We start from the raw sequence: 22,893 nt of genomic DNA, 5'->3' as shown, positions 1-22,893 counted from the left end.
TGTTAGCGGCGCGCACTTACCCGAATCACTGACTTGAATCAGTGATTCGGGTGATACTTACTGATGTTAGAAGTGGTATTTTATGCCAGCCAAAGCATTAGCGTTATTATCACTATAACGCCCCATCTGATAGTCTATTGTCGCCCAGACATGCAGTTGTTGCTCAATCTTACTTTCTAAACCAATCTTAAATTCAGTGCTATTTTTGCTTTTACTCTCAACACGTTGCCCTGAAATAATCGCACCGGTGTTTTGATTTTGGTGAAGCCAGTTAACGGCAATAAAAGGCGTGAATTGGCTATCCTGGCTATTCATGGTTTGCAAGTAAGTTTTTGCACCAATACGGGTGACCATGTGGCCTTTATTGCCATCACTGATTAACTCGCCGTAGGCTGTTTTATGTGATTGAGTCTGGATCCCCTGTAAGGTAACTTGTGCATTAGGCTGAATGAAATAACCCAATTGGTCTGTAGTCGCCATTTTAAAGGTATAGCCACTTTCGATTGAGGTGGTGAAACCGGATGATTTATATTTATCCTCCGCTCGTTCCTGACCATTAACGGTATTGTTGAACCAGCTATATTGCGCCAAGGTATCAATATAGAAACCGGTATTATCTTTCTGTTCAGGTAACCAGCTTGCATATACGCCGAGGTTATAGCCATTAACGGAGCCGTTGGAGTAATAACCGGTGACTTTAGACTTGCTGTGGCTGGTGGCTTTACCTAATCCAGCCAACACACCAATACGTCCGCTTCCCTCTTGAATAACATCCATCCCGAGTTGAACCGAGTAGTATTTCCCGTTGATATCTAATTGATCGACAGCATGACCAAAATTATTTTTACCGCCTTGGGTACGCATCCACATGCTGGAGGTGCGCCATTGGCCACTCACCGCATCTTTATATTGATAGCTTCCGGAGCGATCCTCGAAGCGGGTATTGAACAAGCTTCTTGCCATGACAATATTGGCAATATAGCTACCATTTTCAGGGGCATAAACCTGTGGCTGGCTTGGTGATGATGCCTTGGCAGTCGTAGCGGCCTTGGTTTTACTGGCGCTATCATTTGTTACGGTTTTTGCTGCTGGTGCTGCTGGTGCTGCTGGTGGCGCATCTTCAGCATCATGTTTTTCATCAATATTAACGGGTTTGTTCTTATCAGCATTCTCATCGGGATAATGAGGACCTACAGTGAAATCATCCACATTCGTGGTATGAGCCGTTGGTTTTGTCTCATTTAATTTGCTGCTAACTCGTTTGTTCTCACTAATATCTTCGTCGGGATAATCAGGCAGTATACCGAGTGTATCAGTGTCTTCCTTCGGGGCGAGGGCGGTTGGCTGAGTCGCGCCTTGAGCTAAAGTCGGTTCAGCATCCGTTGGTTTGTTATTATCCACGGTGTAATCAGCTAAGCTACTGTGCAGATACCAATTTTTGTAAAGATCACTTTCTCCTCGGCCTAATTTGTATTCAAAAGCACCGGCTTTAGCACGGCCTAATTGAATAAATTCACCATTAGATTCACCTAGCACTTGGATTAACAGGATGCCGAAATCTGTTTTATCTCCTGTGCCTCCAATATTATTGACTTTAACATTGGTTTCGCCAGAGGTATCCCCTCGAACAATCATGCGGTCAGTTGGGGAGTCATCATTTCCCAATTGAGTATTAAATTCTAAGAGACTTTGGCTATTAGCAGAATAGTTTTCACCAATGGTTAATATATTTCCAAGTCTGCCATTATAACCAAGATTAATACTTCCAAGGGATGATATATTCAAATTGTAAATAGTGGAATTTTCGGTCATATCCCAATGACTATTATTAAGAATAGAAACATGGGTGTTCTGCACGGTTGTTCGCAGATAAGATTTGTTGTCAGAACCCGTTTCACCAATCCAGAGTTCTGTTTTTTCTGCGCCTATACCTGTAATTGGACTGTTATGAAAAGTGGCCTGTTTTATTTGAAGAGTACCATCTATCAAAGATGTTTCCCCTGAGTAATCATAATCAGCATCATCAGGATCGTTGAGATTCCGACCAATTAAGGTTAACTTTAGTTTTTCGGGTCTATCGAAGGCGTCCTTCTGTATTATTATTTGTCCATTACCTTTTATTCCAGACTTTATTTCCATATTGTTTGAGATAATAAGGTTTCCATTATTTGTAAGATAAATTTCTTTATCCCGAGCATCAGCACCAATTTCTAATTTTGAACCAGTGAGGAAGTGAGTCTCCCCTTCCAATTGAACCCCCTCCATAATCCACTCTTGACCCCCACTTAATTGTAATATGCCTCCTATTGTAGTGTCGCGCAGCACTATAGGATCTGATGTGCTTCGCGTTATAGACATTGTTCCTCCGAGATTAACGATAGTAGCATGAGCACTGGCTCCACCAAGAAGTGAAAATAAGCCACCACTTTCGATTTTCGTATTGAAAGCTTTTGGCTTGTAACCATCTAAATGTAGATCGCCTTCGTCGAGAACTGTTGTTCTATAAGCTTCAGCTTCGCCAGACATGTGAAGGAAACCTTCATGAACTAGCATATCATTTACACTTTGAGTGTCGGTGATATATAATTTTTTATGTTTCCCACCTGTACCAATTGTTTCATTCGTATAGGTGTATGTATCTTCAGGCGCAGCCATTGCATGATCACTACCAAAAACAAACAGCGCAGTAGCAATAAAAATAGCAATGGGGCTCTTTTTCCTTAATAGCGAGTTTTCTCGGATATTATTTATATTCATCTGGGTTATTATTTGTGACTTAACTTTGTTTTTCATGATTAATATAACTGTCCATGTAGTTGATTTTAATTAATGATAAGCAATATTTTTATAAAGGTTGCTTTCATTTGAGTTGGATGTAATTGAATGATTGTGGGCTATAAATATGTTGATTTTGAAGTAAGAGTGGTTAAAGGAATTAATTTATTCTATTTTGTCTGAATGGTTCAATTATTTTATCTTATAAATATTTATTTTGCTTATTTTGCTTATTTTGCTTATTTTGCTTATTTTGCTTATTTTGTGGATGATGTTCTGCTATTTATTTATTTATTTAATTACTCATATATTTAGGTGTTAATTAATATTATCGAATGCTATTTTTATCGTGCATTCAACAATGCATATCTATTATTTTGGCGCACAGTGAAAATGAGCTTATTTCACATAGAAGGCTGTATTTTTGGGGGGCTGAATCTGATGTACTGCGGGAGATTACAGGGTGTGTTTTTTGCTACACCCTGTTCCGATTAGCTAACTTAAATTGCTAGCGCTAAGCGAGTCCCTTGATCAATTGCCCGGCGGGCATCTAGCTCGGCAGCGACGTCAGCACCGCCAATCAAATGCACGGTTTTGCCCATATCCAGCAAGGGTTGATACAATTCACGTCGTGGTTCCTGACCCGCGCAGATAATGATGGTATCGACGGGCAAGCAACTGCTCTGTTCAGCGCGGGTAATATGCAAACCTTCATCATCAATGCGTTCGTAACTGACGCTGTTGAGCATCTTCACGCCGCGCATAGCCAAACTGGTGCGGTGTATCCAGCCAGTCGTTCTCCCCAAACCTTCGCCCACTTTGCTGGTTTTTCGCTGTAACAGGAAAATCTGCCGTGGTGAGGGTTCCACTTTGGCCCCTACTGGCGATAAACCGCCGCGATGGGCTAGCTCTTGGTCGATCCCCCATTCACTGCTGAAGGCCGCGCTATCCAAACTACTGGTGTCACCGGATTGGCTGAGATATTCCGCGGTATCAAAACCAATCCCGCCAGCACCGATAATGGCGATCCGCTCCCCAACCGGCTTTTTATCACGCAGTACGTCCAGATAGGTCAGCACTTTGGGATGGTCGATACCCGTGATGGCTGGCAAGCGCGGCTGAATGCCACAGGCGAGGATCACTTCATCAAAATCAGCCAATTGTTGTGGCTGTACCGGGGTATTCAACTGCTGAATTACCCCATGAAGTACCAATTGACGCCGGAAATAGCGCAGGGTTTCGTAGAACTCTTCTTTGCCGGGGATCTGTTTGGCGATATTGAACTGGCCACCGATATCGGCTGCGGCATCAAAGAGTGTCACCTGATGGCCACGGCTGGCGGCGGTGACCGCAAAGGCTAATCCGGCCGGACCAGAGCCCACCACGGCTAACCGCTTTGGTGCCTCCGTTGGCAAAATTAGCATTTCCGTTTCACGGCAGGCTCGCGGGTTGACCAAACATGATGTCAGTTTGCCGTCGAAAATCTGATCTAAACAGGCCTGATTGCAGCCGATACAGGTGTTAATTTCATCCGCCCGATCTTGTGCGGCCTTTTGGACAAAAGCGGCATCAGCTAAGAACGGGCGTGCCATCGAGACCATATCCGCACAGCCATCGACCAGCACTTGTTCAGCCACTGCCGGATCGTTAATGCGATTAGTGGTGATCAATGGAATGCGCACTTTGCCCATCAATTTTCGGGTCACCCAGCTGAATCCGGCCCGTGGCACCATGGTGGCGATGGTGGGGATGCGCGCTTCATGCCAGCCAATACCGGTATTAATCAGGGTAGCTCCAGCTTGTTCGACTGCCAGCGCCAACTGTTCTATCTCGTTCCAACTGGAACCTTCCTCCACCAGATCGAGCATCGACAGGCGGTAAATCAGGATAAAATCAGGTCCCGTGGCTTGGCGAACTGCTCGTACAATTTCGACCGCAAAACGCATCCGGCGAGTGAAGTCGCCACCCCATTCATCATCGCGGTGATTGGTTCTGGCAGCGAGGAATTGATTGATGAGGTAACCCTCGGATCCCATCACCTCGACACCATCGTAACCGGCCTGTTTGGCCAACTGGGCACAGCGGGTGAAGTCAGCGATGGTTTGTAGCACCTCATCATGGCTCAAGGCTTGCGGTGCATAGGGATTAATGGGCGCTTGCAAGGGAGAGGGGGCCACCGGCTGTTTCTGATAGCTGTAACGGCCTGCGTGGAGAATTTGTAGCGCGATTTTGCCGCCCGCCTGATGCACGGCATCAGTCACGATTTGATGGTGGGGGAGTTGTACGGGGTCATTTAGCACTGATGCGCCTTGGTAGACCACCCCTTTTTTGTTGGGCGCGATGCCGCCAGTGACAATCAGGCCAACGCCGCCAGCAGCCCGTTCAGCATAAAATGCCGCCAGACGTTGTGGGCCATCGGGCAGCTCTTCTAGTCCGGTATGCATTGATCCCATTAATACGCGATTTTTCAGGGTGGTAAAGCCCAGATCCAGGGGCGCGAGCAGGTGAGGGTAAGCTAACATTGCAGTCTCCATCGGGTGTACTTCTGGCTCTATCAATCAGCTCAATATAGCCAAACCGTTATTGTTATTTCTCGCCGCCCTGGCCGGATTGGACAAGTGGTCGGATGAGATTTTTTATTCAAATTTAGACGGTGCCGTGCAGCTTGGGAAATTACGATGTGCTGATTGTGATAGCGGTCATGAATATGACGTCGAAGGGGGAGCGGTATCCCAGCTCAGGATACCGCTCAGAAGAGGAGATTTATGAATTTTGTTTATAGAGGCTCGCCACCATAAAGCAGCTAAATGAACTGAATAACATCTCAATCCCAACCAAGGTGGTGACCATGGTAATCGACATCAGCGGCCCGGCGCTGACCAACAGATAGGTGATCACCAGATCCAATACCCCTAACAAGATCTGCAACCATGCGCCCGGCATTTTCCATGTTTTAAAACCAGAGATCAGCCGCATCACCCCACCAAAGGCAAATAGCACGGCCAGTACCACCGCCAGACTTATCATGCCAATCGCTGGATTTGTGATGAATACATAACCCATAACAATGTATGCCACGCCGAGTAAGATCCCAGTCACCATCGGCCAGAGGTCATGGGCGCGGCGGTTGGTCACCATGCCGACAATCAAGGCGATACCACTGAGTAGCAGCAGAATACCAATGATCTTGCTCAGCACGACACTGGAGGCCAATGGATTGATCAAGCAGAATATCCCGCCCAATAGCAGTAGAACGGCAATGATCTGCATGATCAATCGCTGTTTTTTTAATGTGCTTTCATCAAGATTCATGAGGTATTTCCGATCAATATTAAGCATGACTCTAACTCCTGTATGATCTGAATTATGTTATTGATGACTGCAATAAGTATAAGCCTATCATTTGATGCATAAATAAAATTAATGATATCAATGAAGTTCTTATGTGGAATGTTTCCTTTACATACTTAGCCATCCTGCTACCAATAAAAGCGCTGGCGATTCCGCCAATTAATTTATTGAAAAATAGACTTTTTTCCATCATTCGCTCATTCATTGATTTTTATGACCGCCAAAATGTGTCAACACCCTCAATTTATGGGGATTTTTGACGATAAGATTCTGTATATGCTGAATAAAGGCTAAAAATCCCTGATCTGGAGAATCCTTCAGACGTAGGGTGGTTTAATGATGAGCGTGGAACGCAGGCCCTGCTTACCACAAAGCAATGCAAACGGCTCTTGATGAGGCGGGCCTTTCGGGACGACTAGGCAGTGAAGGGGTACTGAATGGGCCTGAATCGCCCTTCGTGGTCAAAAGCCAAAGAAAATAGCCAGCAGTAGTGACTTGCCGCAGCTACCACCAGAAACCAAAAAGCCACTCGTGATAGAGTGGCGAGGTTATTGACAAAGTGCCAGCGGCGGAGAGAACAGGCAGATCGTAAAGACGCTTTTTTGCTTGGTCATCATGCACTCTTCCCTCGTTTACGCTACAGGCTGCTCTGTCTTCGTGTGGTCAGTGCCATCACCGCACTGGCCAGAGTAAACAGGGCGATGATCCAGGCCATGGTCCAGGGCGTGCCATCACTCATGAGTGCGAGCAACAAAGAAGAGATAATGCCGCTACCATACTGTAACGCCCCCATCAGCGCAGACGCAGAACCGGCAACATTGGGTACCGCGTCCAGCGCGGCAGCAGTGGATGTGGCCGCAATGATGCCGTTCATTGAAAAGAAGACAAAAATCGGGGCCACAATCAGGGCTATCCCACCGATTTCCAGTTTTGCCGCTAGAGCAAGAACGAACGCGGCGATGGCTGCGACAGCGACTGCAATTTTCAGCAGCGCTTCAAGCGAATAGCGATATACCAGACGACGATTCACCATACTCATCCCCATGACTCCCACAATATTCAGCGCAAAAAGCCAGCCGTAGTGCTGCGGATCAATGCCAAAGAAAGTGATATAGACAAAGGGTGACCCCGCGACAAACGCGTATACGGCGACATAATAAAATGTCAGGCATAACGTAAAACGCATAAATGTTGTATTCATCAGCAGCACATAATAGTTACGAAAGGCGCTAGGTAAGGAGGCTTTCACCCGTTTCTCTGCGGGTAACGTTTCAGGCAACCATCGTAAAGAGATCAGCATTAATGCACCGATAACGGCTAACAGCCAGAAAATGGCATGCCATGATGTGACTTTTATCATTTGTCCACCGAGCAGCGGCCCGGCAATTGGCGCGATGGCCATAATGATCATCAGTGTAGAGAGCATCTGAGCAGCACGAGTCCGGCTAAACAGGTCACGGATCATGGCTCGCGCTAGCATTGGACCGGTACATGCCCCCAGAGCCTGAAAGACCCGCCAGAAAACGATGTGTGAAATATTAGTAGAAAGAGCACAGCCTATGGAGCCGACAATGAATAATGCCATACCAATAAACAGTGGCATTCGGCGACCAAAGTTGTCACTTAGTGGCCCCCAAATCAGTTGCGCAATGCAAAAGCCGATTAAAAAACCAGTGATGGTCAGTTCCACATTGCCCTGCAAATCCTTCGCCATTTCAGGCATTGCGGGCAAATAGATATCAGTAGATAAGGATGTGAAGGCCATTAATGCACTGAGAATAATAATAAAAGTGAGGCCAGTCGATTTTCCGTTTGCTGTCTGCACGCACGCCTGAGAGTCAATCATAGTCATCTGTTTGGATACAATGGGATAGCTTATATTAGTGATATTTCATCAAATGATAATAGCTTGCAATAGGATAGGCTTTATGAATAACACTCATGAATAATGAGGATAAATACTTAATGGGATTGCAATAGCTTGAGGTATCGGTCGCTATCGCTTGATTGCGGAATTTTCCAAACTGACCCAAAACCCATCTAAATAAAAAGGAGTCAGACGATTTCTCATCTAACTCCTTGTTTTATTTGGTGGCCCCTACTGGACTTGAACCAGTGACCAAGCGATTATGAGTCGCGTGCTCTAACCAACTGAGCTAAGGGGCCAAGCTTGGGCGCTGATTATACGGTAGTTTTTATCCTGCGGTCTAGAGCTGAGAAATCAGGTGGGTGTTTTATGTGCAAAAATAAGGTGTTTTAAGGTGAATGCAGGTAACACAGCGTTGATATTGGCTGTAGAAGATGGTGTTTAAGGCTAAGAAAAGAAAACCCCCGGCATGCCGAGGGTTTTTGTTTGCGGGTTACAGCAACGGACGATTAATCGTCTAGGAAGCTGCGCAGCACTTCAGAACGGCTTGGATGGCGCAATTTACGCAATGCCTTCGCTTCGATCTGACGAATACGCTCACGGGTTACGTCGAACTGCTTACCCACTTCTTCCAAAGTGTGGTCAGTATTCATATCGATACCGAAACGCATACGCAGAACTTTTGCTTCACGTGCGGTCAGGCCAGCTAACACGTCGTGAGTGGCAGAGCGCAGGCTCTCAGAGGTTGCAGAGTCCAGCGGCAGCTCCAGAGTGGTATCTTCAATGAAATCGCCCAGATGTGAATCTTCATCATCACCGATTGGGGTTTCCATTGAGATTGGCTCTTTCGCAATCTTCAGCACTTTGCGGATCTTGTCTTCCGGCATCAGCATGCGTTCAGCCAACTCTTCTGGCGTTGGCTCGCGGCCCATCTCTTGCAGCATCTGGCGTGAGATACGATTGAGTTTGTTAATCGTTTCAATCATATGCACCGGAATACGGATGGTGCGTGCCTGATCTGCGATAGAGCGGGTGATTGCCTGACGAATCCACCAAGTGGCATAAGTTGAGAACTTATAACCGCGACGGTATTCGAACTTATCTACTGCTTTCATCAAGCCGATGTTACCTTCCTGAATCAAATCCAGGAATTGCAGACCACGGTTGGTGTATTTTTTCGCAATAGAGATAACCAGACGCAGGTTAGCCTCAACCATCTCTTTCTTAGCACGACGCGCTTTCGCTTCACCGATAGACATACGGCGGTTGATGTCTTTCACTTGCTCAATCGTCAGACCCGTTTCTTCTTCGATCTGGCGTAATTTCTGCAAGCTACGTTGAACATCGTCCGAGACATCTTTCAGCTTTTCAGACCATGGTTTACCCATAGCCACTGCCGCAGCAAACCAGGTATCGCTGGTTTCATTGCTGGCAAACAGGGTAACGAAGTTTTTCTTCGGCATTTTGCACTGTTCAACACAGAGTTTCATGATGATACGTTCTTGAGTACGAACGCGATCCATCATGGCACGCATGTTATTGACCAGATAGTCGAACTGCTTCGGTACCAGGCGGAACTGTTTGAACACTTCAGAAAGATTCAGAATCTCGGCAGCAGCAATGGCGTGGCTACGGCCATTTTTCTTGATTGCCATGCGTGTGGTTTCATACTGCTCACGCAATTCGTTGAATTTCTGACGTGCCAGCTCTGGGTCGATGCTGTTGTCGTCTTCTTCCTCTTCTTCGTCTTCTTCTTCTTTGTCGTCGTCATCCATCTCTTCAGTGGATAATTCAGAGCCTACGTGAGTTGCCGTCGGTGCAATATCTTCTTCGGCATTTGGATCGACAAAGCCGTTGATCAGGTCGGATAAACGGGCTTCACCCGCTTCGACACGATCATATTGTTCCAACAGGTAAGTAATAGCTTCAGGGTATTCAGCTACAGAGCACTGAACCTGATTAATACCCTCTTCGATACGTTTGGCGATATCAATCTCGCCTTCACGCGTCAATAGCTCAACGGTACCCATTTCGCGCATGTACATACGCACCGGGTCGGTTGTACGCCCGATTTCAGATTCAACACTGGACAACACCTGTGCAGCAGCTTCCGCCGCGTCATCGTCGGTATCAGTGGTGTTCTCGGCCAGCATTAAATCATCGGCATCAGGGGCTTCTTCAAGTACCTGTATGCCCATGTCATTAATCATCTGGATGATGTCTTCGATCTGATCGGAATCGACGATATCTTCCGGCAGATGGTCATTGACCTCAGCATAGGTCAGATAGCCTTGCTCCTTACCACGGGTGACAAGTAGCTTCAGCTGTGACTGCGGGTTTTGCTCCATAAGACGGTATCCACACTTCAGAGTATTTGGGTTGGTGTCGGTCGGCGAAACCGCCAACAATAGCATTTGGGGCCTTTTTTTGTCGCCGCTGCCCGCTATGGCGGCATATTGTGGGGAGTCGCCCCCACATTTATCGGCAATTAAGCCGTTGGGTGATTCATTTTTTTCTGGCTAAAGCCAGATTCAAAGACCAAAGCTCTTTACGTTCTTCGGTGTTTAATCCATGTGTTCGGTCACGTGCTATCAGTGTTTCCTGACGTTGCTCCAAGATGGAGTCATACAGGCTTGCTAGCGTATCGACAAAAGTCGGTTCAACCATATCCTCAACAATCATGTGGTTCCATGTTGCGAGAGTTTCAAGTTGTTGGCTGAATTTATTATCACGGTACAGTTCCAATAACTGCCCGGTTGTCAGTCCCGGCTGGGCCAGACAAGTCTCAACCAACTCAATAAATAGCGGTAAACCGGCTAACTTGGCTTGTTCAACTCCCTGTAGTGAGGGAATGAGTGTCGCCAACTGTGGATTCTGTACCAGTAGCCCTATAAGTATACGCATGGTTGTGCGTTTTAGCTGGGGCGGCTGGTAGGTATTCGTATTTTCAGCCTGTTTTGGCATCAGCTTATCAAGCTGGCTGTCATCGAGCAGACCTAACTTATTGCCTAACTGCTGACGCAGATAAAGACGTAAGGTTTCGCCAGGCACTTGGCTAATTAACGGTAGTGCCAATGTACTTAACTTGGCGCGCCCGTCGGGGCTGCTTAAATCTACCTGTGGCATCAACGTTTCGAACAAGAAGGTTGAGAGTGGCTGCGCCTCCTCCATCCGATGTTCGAATGCGTCTTTCCCTTCCTTACGTACTAATGTGTCTGGGTCTTCGCCATCGGGCAAAAACATAAAGCGTAGCTGACGTCCGTCATTTAGATAGGGCAGTGCCGTTTCTAATGCTCGCCAGGCGGCATCTCTCCCCGCCCGATCGCCGTCATAACAACAAATTACGTTATCGGTCGCGCGGAATAATAGTTGAATATGCTCCGCGGTCGTCGCTGTTCCCAGCGAAGCAACAGCATAATCAATGCCAAATTGCGCTAATGCCACCACATCCATATAGCCTTCCACCACGAGTAATCGTGTTGGATTGGGGTGATTCACTTGCGCTTCATACAAGCCATATAACTGGCGGCCCTTATGAAAAATTTCTGTTTCTGGTGAGTTGAGGTATTTCGGCACTCCGTCACCCAGAATTCGCCCACCAAAAGCGATAACCCGCCCGCGTTTATCACGGATAGGGAACATGACGCGCTCACGAAAACGATCATAAGTTCGCCCTGTATCATTAGTCACCAGCATCCCAGCATCGTTCAGCGCAGTGCGGCTCTCACCATCGCGGCCAAAACGTTTTAAGGCATTGTCCCAACCAGGGGGGGCAAAACCGATAGCAAAGTGTTGGATGATTTCTTCACTCAAACCGCGATGTTTAAGATATTCGCGTGCCTGATTGGCGTTCTGGCCTTTGAGTGACTGTTGATAGAATGCGCTCAGGCTTTCCATCAGTTGATAAAGACTTTGTCGTTGATGACGTTCGATCTGGGTAGTGCCAGTTCCTGCCTCATAAGGCACTTCCAGCCCATGCATGGTGGCCAATTCCTCGATACTTTCGACAAATTCAAGTCGATCGTAATTCATCAAGAAATCTACGGCATTACCATGTGCGCCGCAGCCGAAACAGTGATAAAACTGTTTTTCGCCGTTAACGGTGAATGAGGGTGTTTTCTCATGATGGAACGGACAGCACGCATGGTAATTTTTGCCTTGCTTCTTCAGCTTAACCCGAGCATCGATAAGATCGACGATGTCGGTGCGAGCCAGCAAGTCATTGATAAATACGCGTGGAATTCGTCCAGCCATAAGCCCCTAGTCGTCAGTCCATAAACGAGAACAAGCCGCGCATTCCTTTCGGAAAGCACGGCCTTCGTATGCAACTACTCGATCTGCGCGTTCTTAGAACATAAAAAACTACGCGGTGGGGTTACCCCCGAAGAATTAATACAGACGAGTGCGGCGTGCGTTTTCGCGAGCTAATTTCTTCGCGTGACGTTTCACAGCTGAAGCTTTAGCGCGTTTACGTTCGGTAGTCGGTTTTTCATAGAACTCACGACGACGAACTTCAGCTAAAACACCTGCTTTCTCGCAAGAGCGTTTGAAACGACGAAGAGCTACGTCGAACGGCTCGTTTTCACGTACTTTAATTACCGGCATGTGCCTCTCACCTCAATAGAAATCGGTTTGCTGCTGGCCAATCGCCAGCCTTCTCAAAATGGTGCGGAATTTTACTTCAATGGATGCTGCTTTGTAAAGCACCACAGCAAATTGAAACAGGCACGCCCCTGTGATGTCGCCCCGTTCTTTACAAGAAAGTTGGTGCCTAAGGGTGCGACGGCCGCTGATTATATACTAAACAGGGACATTGATCGAATTTATCAACATTCTTTTCAAATGCGAAAACTATCAACAACATTCCTGTCGCTGGAGACCCAAAAGGGGACTTTTACCACGCAATTTGGGATCAGAAATCATGACGGACGTCACTGTTATGCTAAACTGTCGGCCGCACGTGAATGATGGGAAATGTAATGCGAGTTTTGGGTATAGAGACGTCCTGCGATGAAACCGGAATTGCAGTGTATGACGATGAAACCGGTCTGTTAGCTAACCAACTGTACAGCCAAGTTAAATTGCATGCTGATTATGGCGGCGTAGTCCCTGAACTGGCTTCCCGTGATCATGTGCGCAAAACTGTGCCGCTGATTCAGGCTGCATTGAAAGAAGCCAATCTGAGTGCCAAGGATATTGATGGCGTGGCCTATACCGCCGGTCCGGGCTTGGTTGGCGCATTATTGGTCGGGGCCACCGTTGGCCGTGCATTGGCATTTGCATGGGGTGTCCCTGCGGTACCGGTCCATCATATGGAAGGCCACTTATTGGCACCGATGCTGGAAGAGAATGCCCCCGAATTTCCTTTTGTCGCGTTACTGGTTTCCGGCGGTCACACTCAATTGATTAGCGTCACCGGTATCGGCGAATATTTGTTGCTGGGCGAATCTGTTGACGATGCGGCAGGTGAAGCTTTTGATAAAACAGCCAAATTACTAGGATTGGATTACCCCGGCGGGCCGATGCTGTCACGTATGGCGCAACAAGGCTCTGCGGGGCGATTTACTTTCCCGCGCCCGATGACTGACCGTCCTGGGCTGGATTTCAGTTTTTCCGGTCTGAAAACCTTTGCGGCAAACACGATCCGCGCCAATGGCACTGATGATCAAACTCGCGCCGATATCGCCCGAGCATTTGAAGACGCGGTGGTGGATACCTTGGCGATTAAATCCAAACGTGCGTTGGATCAGACTGGCTTTAAGCGCTTGGTCATCGCTGGTGGTGTCAGTGCTAACCGCACTTTACGCTCAAAACTGGCTGAAATGATGAAAAAGCGCGGCGGTGAGGTGTTCTATGCCCGGCCAGAATTTTGTACCGATAATGGTGCGATGATCGCCTATGCGGGTTTGATTCGGCTGAAAAGTGGTGCGAGCAGTGAGTTGAGTGTGTCGGTCAGGCCGCGTTGGCCTTTGGCTGAATTGCCGAAAGTCTGATTAGAAAATCTGTGCGGGGCTGCGGCCGGGTTGCCGCGTCATTCTGAGTGCTATATATCGAATGCCTGTGCGGGGCTGCGGCGGTGTTGCCGCAGTCATTCAAAATACTCATGGACGAGAGTCCACTCCGTTTTTTCATTCCTTTGCGCCTTGCCTCGCTCCCGCTCAGTCATTCTGGATTTGGTGGGATGGCGAGGTCATTCGGCAAAACTAATCTTCTTTCTCTTCCAACTCTGCGGCTTCTTCGGCGGGGGTTTTCTGTTTTTTCTTTCTGAGCTTGTCCCAGATTTTACTCTCTTTGCCGCGCCATAAACGTTGAATATTATCGTGGTGGCGCATCAGGATCAGGCAGGAGAGCATGGCGACAGGGAAGGTGAATTGCGGTTTGAACCACCATACGTAGAAGGGGGCTATCAGGGCACTGATAATAGCCCCTAATGACGAATAGCCGCTCAGCAATACCGTCAGCAGCCAAGTACCGGTCATCAGGCCAGTCAGATCCCAGCCGATGGGTGCGATAGCACCGAATGCAGTGGCGACACCCTTGCCACCTTTGAAGTGGAAAAATACCGGATAAATGTGACCGAGACAGGCGGCAATGGCGGTCAGGCCAAGATACAGCGGCGAAACATGCAGTAGATAAGCTATCCAAACGGGCAACATACCTTTCAGCACATCAAAAATCAGGACGGTCGCGGCAGCCGTGCGGCCACCAATGCGCAGTACGTTGGTGGCGCCAGGATTTCCAGAACCATGCACACGCGGATCTGGCAGCTTGGCAACCCGGCAGACCAAGATCGCACTGGAAATAGAGCCACACAAATACGCGAAGATAATCATGCCAAGCGCGATAGCACTCATAACACCGCCCTGTTGAATAATGATCGTTTTAATCCCCACATCAGTGGATAATACGCATATTCGGCTGGAAGTGGTATCCGGCGAGCACAAAAACAGAGAATGACGTGATGGACATCGTATTTATTGAAGAACTCAGCGTTATAACCACTATCGGTGTTTATGACTGGGAGCAGACCATTCAGCAAAAGCTGGTGTTCGATATCGAAATGGGCTGGGATAACCGCAAAGCCGCCGCCAGTGATAATGTGAATGATTGCCTGAGTTACGCGGATATCAGTGATAGCGTCATAAAACATGTAGAATCGCAGCGTTTTGCCTTGGTCGAACGGGTGGCAGAAGAGATAGCCGAGCTGCTGCTACAGCGTTTTAATTCGCCTTGGGTGCGGATTAAGGTCAGTAAACCGGGCGCAGTTGCCCAAGCCAGAAATGTCGGCGTGGTGATTGAACGGGGTCAACGTCCTGTCTGAGTGATGGACTATTTTTTGCTGGGATGACATAAAAGTGCAACCCTGCATCAATAATGTGGTCTGATTGCATCGGATGGCGTGATAAGTTTATGAGTATCGAATTTGAACGGCATTGTTTTGTTAACTATCTCGATAGTTTTCAGCATTGCCGTTTTTTTGGTTTTTATCATATGGCATTGGGTATCGTTGATGACGGATATGTATTCGCTGTTTGTGGCTTTTGTTCTGGGTGTCGTAGAAGGACTGACCGAGTTTCTGCCGGTTTCATCTACTGGGCATATGATTATTGTCGGCGAGTTACTGGGTTTTACTGGCGACAAAGCAAAAACTTTTGAAGTCATTATTCAGCTAGGGTCGATTCTGGCGGTGGTGGTGGTGTTCTGGCGGCGCTTGTTTGGCCTGATTGGTATCCATTTTGGTGCGACACCCCATGAGGGTAAAACCAGCGGCCATCTGACATTAGGCCATATTTTACTGGCGATGCTGCCAGCGGTGGGGTTGGGGTTGGTCTTCCACAATGCCATCAAATCGCTCTTTAACCCGCACAGTGTCATGTATGCCTTGGTTGCTGGCGGTTTGCTGTTACTGGCAGCAGAATGGTTCAAACCTAAAAATCCGAAAGCCGTCGGGTTGGATGACATTACCTATCGCCAAGCTTTTGCCATCGGGTGCTTCCAGTGCCTTGCATTGTGGCCGGGATTCTCCCGTGCTGGTGCCACCATTTCTGGCGGGATGCTGGTCGGCGTTAATCGCTATGCTGCCTCTGAATTCTCCTTTATTTTGGCGGTGCCGATGATGATGGGGGCCAGCGCGCTGGATCTGTATAAGAGTCTGCACTTCCTGACATTGGGCGATTTGCCGATGTTTGCTGTTGGATTCATCACTGCATTTATCGTCGCACTGATTGCCATCAAAACCTTCCTGTCACTGATTAAACGTATCTCTTTTGTGCCTTTTGCCATCTATCGTTTCGTGGTTGCCGCCGCGGTGTACTGGGTCTTTATGTAACAGCATGGTGAGGCCGAAGCATAAAAAAAGCCCTGATTAATCAGGACTTTCTGTTTGATGGCATCAAGGGTTTATTCTGGAGCAACTTCCTGAGCTTGCTTCCATTGCGCCAACGCCTGTTGACGGCGACGTTTCAGTTCGTCACGAATAGCCAGCCCTTGCAGCCCGCTGGCGACCACTTCCTGCACCGATACCCCATTCGCAATCTGGAATGCGGCCCGCAGATAATCCCCTTGTGGATATGGATTCTCTTCAAATCCGGTACGGCCACGGGCATCCGCCTCGCTGGTTATAATCATCTGCTCAAGGCGCTCTGGCTTGCGCCAGACATCAATGGCATCAAATAATTTGAGCAGAGTTTCAGGGCGAAGCTTATTCACCGTATGGATGAGATCATGGTACTCCGCCACCAATTTAGCCAAATCACGCACCGGATTAGGCACCCGTAAACGCTGACACAACTGCTCAACCAATTTGATGCCCGCGGGGCCATGGCCATGATGATGAGGCCAAAACTCTTTGGGTGTCAGCCCCTTGCCTAAATCGTGGCAAAGGGCAGCGAAGCGAATATCCACCTCAGGACTGAGTTGAGCAGCGATCGCCAGCGTCATCAGGGTATGAATACCAGTATCAATTTCTGGGTGCCACTTTTCCGGCGCAGGAACACCAAATAAGCGGTCAATTTCAGGGAACAGCACCGCTAATGCACCGCAATCACGCAGCACCTGAAAATAGGTCTGCGGGCTTTGCGTTTTCAGGGCTTTCTCGGTCTCTTTCCAAACGCGCTCTGGTGTCAGCGCGGACAGCTCGCCACTTTGTGCCATTGCTGCCATCAATGATTGAGTTTCGGGCGCGACAGTAAAGCCTAAGTGAGCAAAGCGGGCGGCGAAACGAGCCACTCGCAGGACACGCAGTGGGTCTTCGCCAAATGCATCGGAGACGTGGCGTAACAGCCGGTTTTCTAAATCTTGTCTACCGTGATAGGGGTCGATTAACTCACCGTCATCACTGCGGGCGATAGCATTAATGGTGAGGTCACGGCGCAGTAGATCTTCTTCCAGCGTGACATCAGGGGCGGCGTAGCAGGTAAAGCCAGTGTAACCTTGGCCTGATTTACGTTCGGTACGTGCCAGCGCATACTCTTCATGGCTGACTGGATGAAGGAATACCGGAAAATCTTTGCCGACCTGTTGGTAGCCCTGTGTCAGCAGCTGTTCCGGCGTCGCGCCCACGACCACCCAATCCCGCTCGGTCACGGGTAGGTTCAATAAGTTGTCGCGGACAGCACCGCCGACCAAGTAAACCTTCATTTTAGCCCTTCGTTCTTGACGTTACAGCGGATATCAATTCATCCAACGGTTATTCTTTTTACGGCTAGGGATCAGATGTGGCAGTACCAGACCGAGCAATAAGCCAATCCCCGCAACTCCGCCACCGTACATAAACCACTGTAGGATGATGGTGCGCTGCTTATCATCCAATTGTAGGTTGACCGCGCTGACCTTCTTCTGAGCAACCACTAACTGGTTTTTCAGTGATTCATTCTCTTTTTGCAGCTCGGAGATGACGCTATCGCTGGCCGCGACTTTCTGCTGCATTTCTGCAGTGCGTTGATTCCAGCTATTATCAATATTAGCCAGTTTATCAGTCAGTGTTTTGACCTGCTGTTCAAGGTCTGGCACCCGAATACGCAGGCTGGGGGTTTCACTCAACTGATTCAGCGGGATCCAAGTGGTTTTACCCTTGCTGTCGCGGATTTGGCCATAATTTGTGCCTTCATCAACGCTTATCAGGGTGACTTCATCCCCACCTTTTAGCGTGCCGACAATACGGTATTGATTACCGGGGCCGCTATGAACGTAGGTATCCAGCTCATCAGAGATGTAGCGTTTTTCTTCAGCGTGCGCGCCCCAAGAGAGACTGAGACTTAGCACCGCGAGGCAAATTAGGCGTATTTTCTGCATTAGAGAGTCATTTATGAGTGAATTTATGGAACGATAGTAGTGTGTTCAGTTTGCCGACGCAACGCATAAACCGGAATGAGAACTATCTTACTCTCATAGCCAGCGCGGCTTGGGCCACATTATTGGCTATTTTTACCGCAGTGAAAATTTGTCTTATGAAGCCTTAGGGCAGACCCGTTAAAACAGGTTAAAATAGGCTTTTGACTTGGGGCGTCCGCGCGGTTTTTTTTGTGTAAAACAGGCAAATCACCGTGAAAAAGGCATAATGCCCGTAATCTCGCAACATACCGGTGTGAATGAAATTATGACCGTTGAAATAGAATTGAAATTTATTGCTACACCTGCGGCCATCGCCGCGTTGCCGGAGCGGCTCACGTCCTGGCAAAGCCAGCATTCAGCGCCGCAAACACTGACAAACATCTACTTTGAAACTGCGGATAACCGCCTGCGCCAGCATGATATTGGCCTGCGTATTCGTGGTTATGATGGCCGTTATGAAATGACGGTGAAGACTGGCGGTAAAGTGGTTGGCGGTTTACATCAACGACCTGAATACAATGTCGATATTGATAGCGACAAACTCGATCTGGCACGTTTTCCGGCTGATATCTGGCCAGAAGGCGAGTCGGTTGAGGCGTTGCAAGCTGAGTTACAACCGCTGTTTCGCACTGATTTCACCCGTGAAAAGTGGGTAATCACTTACGGTGAGAGCGAGATAGAGCTTGCTCTTGATCAAGGTTCGATTAGTGCTGGTGAGCTGTCGGAGCCATTGAGCGAAATTGAACTGGAGCTGAAGCAAGGTCATCAGGCTGATTTACTGGCACTGGCGGTTGAATTGGCGCAAATCGGCGGTTTACGTCAGAGCAATCTGAGCAAAGCGGCACGCGGCTATCATTTGGCACAAGGCAATCTTCCGCGCGAATTGCGGCCATTGCTGGTCTTACAGCCAGCACCAAAATCTACCGTCGAGCAAGGGATGGTGGCGGGGTTGGAGATGGCGCTGGATCACTGGCAATACCATGAAGAGCTATGGTTGCGCGGCGAACCCGCAGCTAAGGCAATGATTATTGAGGCAGTGGCGATGGTGCGCCAGACCTTGGCGATTTTCGGCGGATTAGTGCCACGCAAAGCCAGCACCGAACTGCGGGCGTTGTTGATTGCGCTAGAGCCACAGTTAGAACCGAAAAACGTGAAGGCAGACCAGCTCTGTTATAGTGCCGATTACCTGAAATGTAAGTTAGCGCTCACATCGTGGCTAGTAACAGCAGGCTGGCGGCCATTTATGGATGCCAAGGCACAAGCCAAGTTCGATGGCTCATTTAAGCGGTTCTGCGACATCATGCTGAGCCGCAGTGCCGCCGACCTAAAAGAAGCCTTTGGTCACCATATGGATGACGATGGCTATCTGGCGCAACTCCCCCGTCTGAATCGGCAGATCATGACCTTCCAACTGCTCTCTGGCTTCTATCCACAGAGTGAATGGCACCCGTACATTGATGGCTGGTTTGGTTTGCAACTGGCCATTATGGAGCGTCAGGGCCATTGGCGCGATACCGCCCGTAAAGAAGCATTGGCGCAGGCAGCCTTTTGGCTGAACGGTGCTGTCCGTTAGTCGAACATATACCCTAACTTATTGAAGTTGCAGGTGGGCGCTAAGTTAGTCCTCTGCGACTTCAATTTCGACGGGTATACAAGGAATTCGATATGTTGCCACTCCCCTCGGAATTACAGATTCAGGCGCAGAATGTACAGCAGCGCTTTCATGAGTTACCGACGCCGCTGAGCTTAGGTGATGAAGATATCGCCGTATTGGTGTTGAGTGATTTTGTCAGTGACATGCTACAGATTCACCCTGAATGGCTGGCGGAGCTGCATCAGCAGCCCCCGCAACCGCAGGAGTGGCAATTTTATCCGCAGTGGCTCAGTCAGGCGCTGGCTGAGGTGCAAGACGAAGCCGCACTGTTAGCGGCTTTGCGGCTGTTTCGCCGCCGAATTATGGTGCGAATCGCCTGGTCACAGGCGCAGCAAACCAGTGCCACGACTGACACCCTACAGCAACTCAGCTGGCTGGCTGAAACCCTGATTATTGCGGCGCGCGACTGGCTCTATCAGGCCTGTTGTCGTGAGTTCGGCACGCCCTGTAATGGTGACGGGGTACCGCAGCCGCTACTGATTCTCGGCATGGGAAAATTAGGCGGTGGTGAGCTGAATTTCTCCTCTGATATCGATCTGATTTTTGCTTATCCAGAGAATGGCCAAACGCAGGGAGGACGGCGGCAGTTGGACAATGCCCAGTTCTTTACCCGCTTAGGTCAACGGCTGATCAAGGCGCTCGATCAGCAAACCATTGACGGCTTTGTCTATCGGGTGGATATGCGCCTGCGTCCGTTTGGCGATAGCGGCCCCTTGGTATTGAGCTTTGCCGCGCTGGAAGATTACTACCAAGAGCAGGGCCGTGACTGGGAGCGCTATGCGATGGTTAAGGCGCGCCTGATGGGCGGTGCTGAGGATAACTACAGCAAGGAGCTGCGCCAGACTCTGCGGCCTTTCGTCTTCCGTCGCTATATTGATTTCAGCGTGATTCAATCACTGCGCAACATGAAGGGCATGATTGCCCGTGAAGTGCGCCGACGCGGCCTGAAAGACAATATTAAGCTGGGTGCGGGTGGCATTCGTGAAATCGAATTTATCACGCAGGTATTTCAGCTGATTCGTGGTGGCCGCGAGCCGCGCCTGCAAGAGCGGGCTTTACTGCCCACGTTGCAGGCGGTCGCGGAGTTGGGCTTATTGCCAGAGCCGCAAGTGGCAGATCTCAGTGGCAGCTATCTGTTTTTGCGCCGTTTAGAGAATCTGCTGCAAGCCATTGCTGATGAGCAAACCCAGACCTTACCCAGCGATACCCTCAATCAGGCCCGATTGGCTTGGGGCATGGGGTATGCGGACTGGTCCGCCATGAGCGCGGCGCTGGAACAGCATATGCAAGCGGTGCGTGGGGTGTTTGATGACCTGATTGGCGACGATACCCCCGATATTGGCGAAGATCCCAGTCATGGTTTGTACAAAAGTTTGTGGCAGGATGCGTTGGAAGAGTGTGATTTAGCCCCACTGACGCCGCATTTGGACGAAGCCGCTCGCCGCCAATTGCTGAGCACCATCAATGACTTCCGCCATGACATGGATAAACGCACCATTGGCCCCCGTGGCCGTGAGGTGCTGGACCAACTAATGCCGCGCCTGTTTGCGGAAGTTTGCCCACGTCCCGACGCCAATGTGGCGCTGAGCCGCCTGATTCAACTGTTGCTGAGCATCGTGACCCGCACCACTTATTTGGAATTGCTGGTGGAGTATCATGCGGCGCTAAAACACGTTATCCGCCTCTGCTCGGCCTCGCCAATGGTAGCCAGCCAGTTAGCTCGCTACCCCTTGTTATTGGATGAGTTGCTCGATCCACAATCCTTCTATCAGCCGTTAGAACCCGGTGCTTACCGTGATGAGCTACGCCAATATTTGCTGCGGGTACCGGAAGATGACGAAGAGCAGCAGTTGGAGGCGTTGCGCCAGTTTAAGCAGGCGCAACAATTACGTATTGCCGCTGGTGATATCACCGAGGCGCTGCCAGTAATGAAAGTGAGCGATCACTTAACCTATCTGGCAGAGGCCATCATTGAGGCGGTTATCCAGCAAGCCTGGAACCAGATGGTGGTTCGCTATGGTCAGCCGAGCCATTTACAGCAGCGCGAAGGCCGTGGTTTCGCGGTGATTGGCTATGGCAAACTGGGGGGATGGGAGTTGGGTTACAGCTCGGATCTGGATCTGGTGTTCTTGCTCGACTGCCCATTAGAGGTCATGACTGACGGCGAGCGCAGCATTGATGGCCGCCAGTTCTATCTGCGTTTGGCCCAGCGGATAATGCACCTATTCAGCACCCGCACTTCGTCAGGTATTTTGTACGAGGTCGATGTCCGGCTGCGGCCATCCGGTGAAGCTGGCATGTTGGTCAGCACGGTCGAGGCTTTCGCTGATTATCAGCAAAATGAGGCTTGGACTTGGGAGCATCAGGCACTGGTCCGTGCTCGTATTGTGCATGGCGATCCGGCGCTACATCAGCAGTTTGACGTCATTCGCCAGCAAATTTTGTGCCGCCATCGTGACAGTTCGCAATTGCAGCAGGAAGTGCGCGAAATGCGCGAGAAAATGCGTAATCATTTGGGCAGCAAACAGCGCGATATCTTTGATATCAAAGCGGACGAAGGTGGGATCACTGACATTGAGTTTATCGCGCAATATCTGGTGCTGTGCTATGCCGCCAGTGAACCGCGCTTGACCCGTTGGTCAGATAATGTGCGCATTTTTGAGCTGATGGCTAATGACGATATTATGCCGCCGGATGAAGCTGCTGCGCTGACCCATGCTTATGTCACCATGCGCGATGAGATCCATCATCTGGCGTTGCAGGAGCAATCCAGCAAGGTTGAAGCCGACAGTTTTATCGCCGAGAGAGCACAGGTAGCCGCCAGTTGGCATAAATGGCTGGTATCAACACCTGCTAACGTATAGGTTGCGGTTATGAATGGTAAACAAGGTGTCTGTGATATTATCTGGCACCC

General features: G+C 49.2%; 15 protein-coding genes and 1 tRNA gene. 5 read left to right on the top strand and 11 right to left on the bottom strand.

The genetic code is table 11. The annotated features are described in order from the left end of the window. Window positions 1–66: 66 nt before the first annotated feature. The 8 genes from ACZ76_RS06340 to rpsU form a co-directional block, all read right to left on the bottom strand. Window positions 67–2,793 carry an autotransporter outer membrane beta-barrel domain-containing protein gene (locus tag ACZ76_RS06340; protein WP_082146897.1) on the bottom strand — a complete coding sequence of 909 codons (2,727 nt, stop codon included), beginning with the start codon at window positions 2,791–2,793 and terminating at the stop codon, window positions 67–69. Window positions 2,794–3,275: 482 nt separating this feature from the next. After that, entirely contained in the window at window positions 3,276–5,297 is a 2,022-nt protein-coding gene (locus ACZ76_RS06335) for an NADPH-dependent 2,4-dienoyl-CoA reductase (RefSeq protein ID WP_048617820.1), read from the bottom strand. Between the two features lie 241 nt (window positions 5,298–5,538). Further along, on the bottom strand, window positions 5,539–6,114 hold the full coding sequence (locus ACZ76_RS06330) for an HdeD family acid-resistance protein (RefSeq protein ID WP_048617818.1): 576 nt from the start codon (window positions 6,112–6,114) through the stop codon (window positions 5,539–5,541). Between the two features lie 649 nt (window positions 6,115–6,763). Continuing rightward, a complete protein-coding gene (locus ACZ76_RS06325) occupies window positions 6,764–7,972 on the bottom strand; it encodes a multidrug effflux MFS transporter (RefSeq protein WP_048617815.1) in 1,209 nt (402 codons plus the stop codon). Between the two features lie 243 nt (window positions 7,973–8,215). Then, window positions 8,216–8,292 (bottom strand) — tRNA-Ile (locus tag ACZ76_RS06320). Between the two features lie 210 nt (window positions 8,293–8,502). Next, a complete protein-coding gene (gene rpoD / locus ACZ76_RS06315) occupies window positions 8,503–10,341 on the bottom strand; it encodes an RNA polymerase sigma factor RpoD (protein ID WP_048617813.1) in 1,839 nt (612 codons plus the stop codon). Between the two features lie 157 nt (window positions 10,342–10,498). Then, a complete protein-coding gene (gene dnaG / locus ACZ76_RS06310) occupies window positions 10,499–12,247 on the bottom strand; it encodes a DNA primase (RefSeq protein WP_048617811.1) in 1,749 nt (582 codons plus the stop codon). Window positions 12,248–12,382: 135 nt separating this feature from the next. Continuing rightward, the gene (gene rpsU, locus ACZ76_RS06305) at window positions 12,383–12,598 is read right to left on the bottom strand and encodes a 30S ribosomal protein S21 (RefSeq protein WP_001144069.1); all 216 of its coding nucleotides are present in this window, start codon (window positions 12,596–12,598) and stop codon (window positions 12,383–12,385) included. A 374-nt stretch (window positions 12,599–12,972) separates the two neighbouring features. Between rpsU and tsaD the strand changes: the two genes are divergently transcribed. Continuing rightward, on the top strand, window positions 12,973–13,986 hold the full coding sequence (gene tsaD, locus ACZ76_RS06300; protein WP_048617809.1) for a tRNA (adenosine(37)-N6)-threonylcarbamoyltransferase complex transferase subunit TsaD: 1,014 nt from the start codon (window positions 12,973–12,975) through the stop codon (window positions 13,984–13,986). A gap of 210 nt (window positions 13,987–14,196) precedes the next feature. Here the strand turns inward: tsaD and plsY are convergent, their stop codons facing one another. Beyond that, window positions 14,197–14,847 carry a glycerol-3-phosphate 1-O-acyltransferase PlsY gene (gene plsY, locus ACZ76_RS06295; RefSeq protein WP_048617807.1) on the bottom strand — a complete coding sequence of 217 codons (651 nt, stop codon included), beginning with the start codon at window positions 14,845–14,847 and terminating at the stop codon, window positions 14,197–14,199. 107 nt (window positions 14,848–14,954) lie between these two features. Here plsY and folB point away from each other — a divergent pair, with 107 nt between their 5' ends. Further along, window positions 14,955–15,314, top strand: a complete 360-nt coding sequence (gene folB / locus ACZ76_RS06290) for a bifunctional dihydroneopterin aldolase/7,8-dihydroneopterin epimerase (RefSeq protein ID WP_048617805.1) — start codon at window positions 14,955–14,957, stop codon at window positions 15,312–15,314. 189 nt (window positions 15,315–15,503) lie between these two features. After that, entirely contained in the window at window positions 15,504–16,322 is an 819-nt protein-coding gene (gene bacA, locus ACZ76_RS06285) for an undecaprenyl-diphosphate phosphatase (RefSeq protein WP_048620213.1), read from the top strand. Between the two features lie 71 nt (window positions 16,323–16,393). On the opposite strand, the gene ACZ76_RS06280 is transcribed toward bacA, so the two are convergent. Beyond that, entirely contained in the window at window positions 16,394–17,632 is a 1,239-nt protein-coding gene (locus ACZ76_RS06280) for a multifunctional CCA addition/repair protein (protein ID WP_048617803.1), read from the bottom strand. 33 nt (window positions 17,633–17,665) lie between these two features. Next, the gene (locus ACZ76_RS06275) at window positions 17,666–18,286 is read right to left on the bottom strand and encodes a TIGR04211 family SH3 domain-containing protein (RefSeq protein ID WP_048617801.1); all 621 of its coding nucleotides are present in this window, start codon (window positions 18,284–18,286) and stop codon (window positions 17,666–17,668) included. A gap of 304 nt (window positions 18,287–18,590) precedes the next feature. On the opposite strand from ACZ76_RS06275, the gene ACZ76_RS06270 reads away from it, so the two are divergent. Both ACZ76_RS06270 and glnE read left to right on the top strand, forming a co-directional pair. After that, the gene (locus ACZ76_RS06270; RefSeq protein WP_048620212.1) at window positions 18,591–19,898 is read left to right on the top strand and encodes a CYTH domain-containing protein; all 1,308 of its coding nucleotides are present in this window, start codon (window positions 18,591–18,593) and stop codon (window positions 19,896–19,898) included. Between the two features lie 92 nt (window positions 19,899–19,990). Next, a complete protein-coding gene (gene glnE, locus ACZ76_RS06265; RefSeq protein ID WP_048617799.1) occupies window positions 19,991–22,843 on the top strand; it encodes a bifunctional [glutamate--ammonia ligase]-adenylyl-L-tyrosine phosphorylase/[glutamate--ammonia-ligase] adenylyltransferase in 2,853 nt (950 codons plus the stop codon). The last annotated feature ends 50 nt before the right edge of the window (window positions 22,844–22,893 follow it).

The organism is Yersinia aleksiciae (genome assembly GCF_001047675.1).
GTDB classification, from domain to species: domain Bacteria; phylum Pseudomonadota; class Gammaproteobacteria; order Enterobacterales; family Enterobacteriaceae; genus Yersinia; species Yersinia aleksiciae.
Note: the sequence above shows the minus strand (reverse complement) of the source record. Positions and strands in the feature narration are given on the sequence as shown.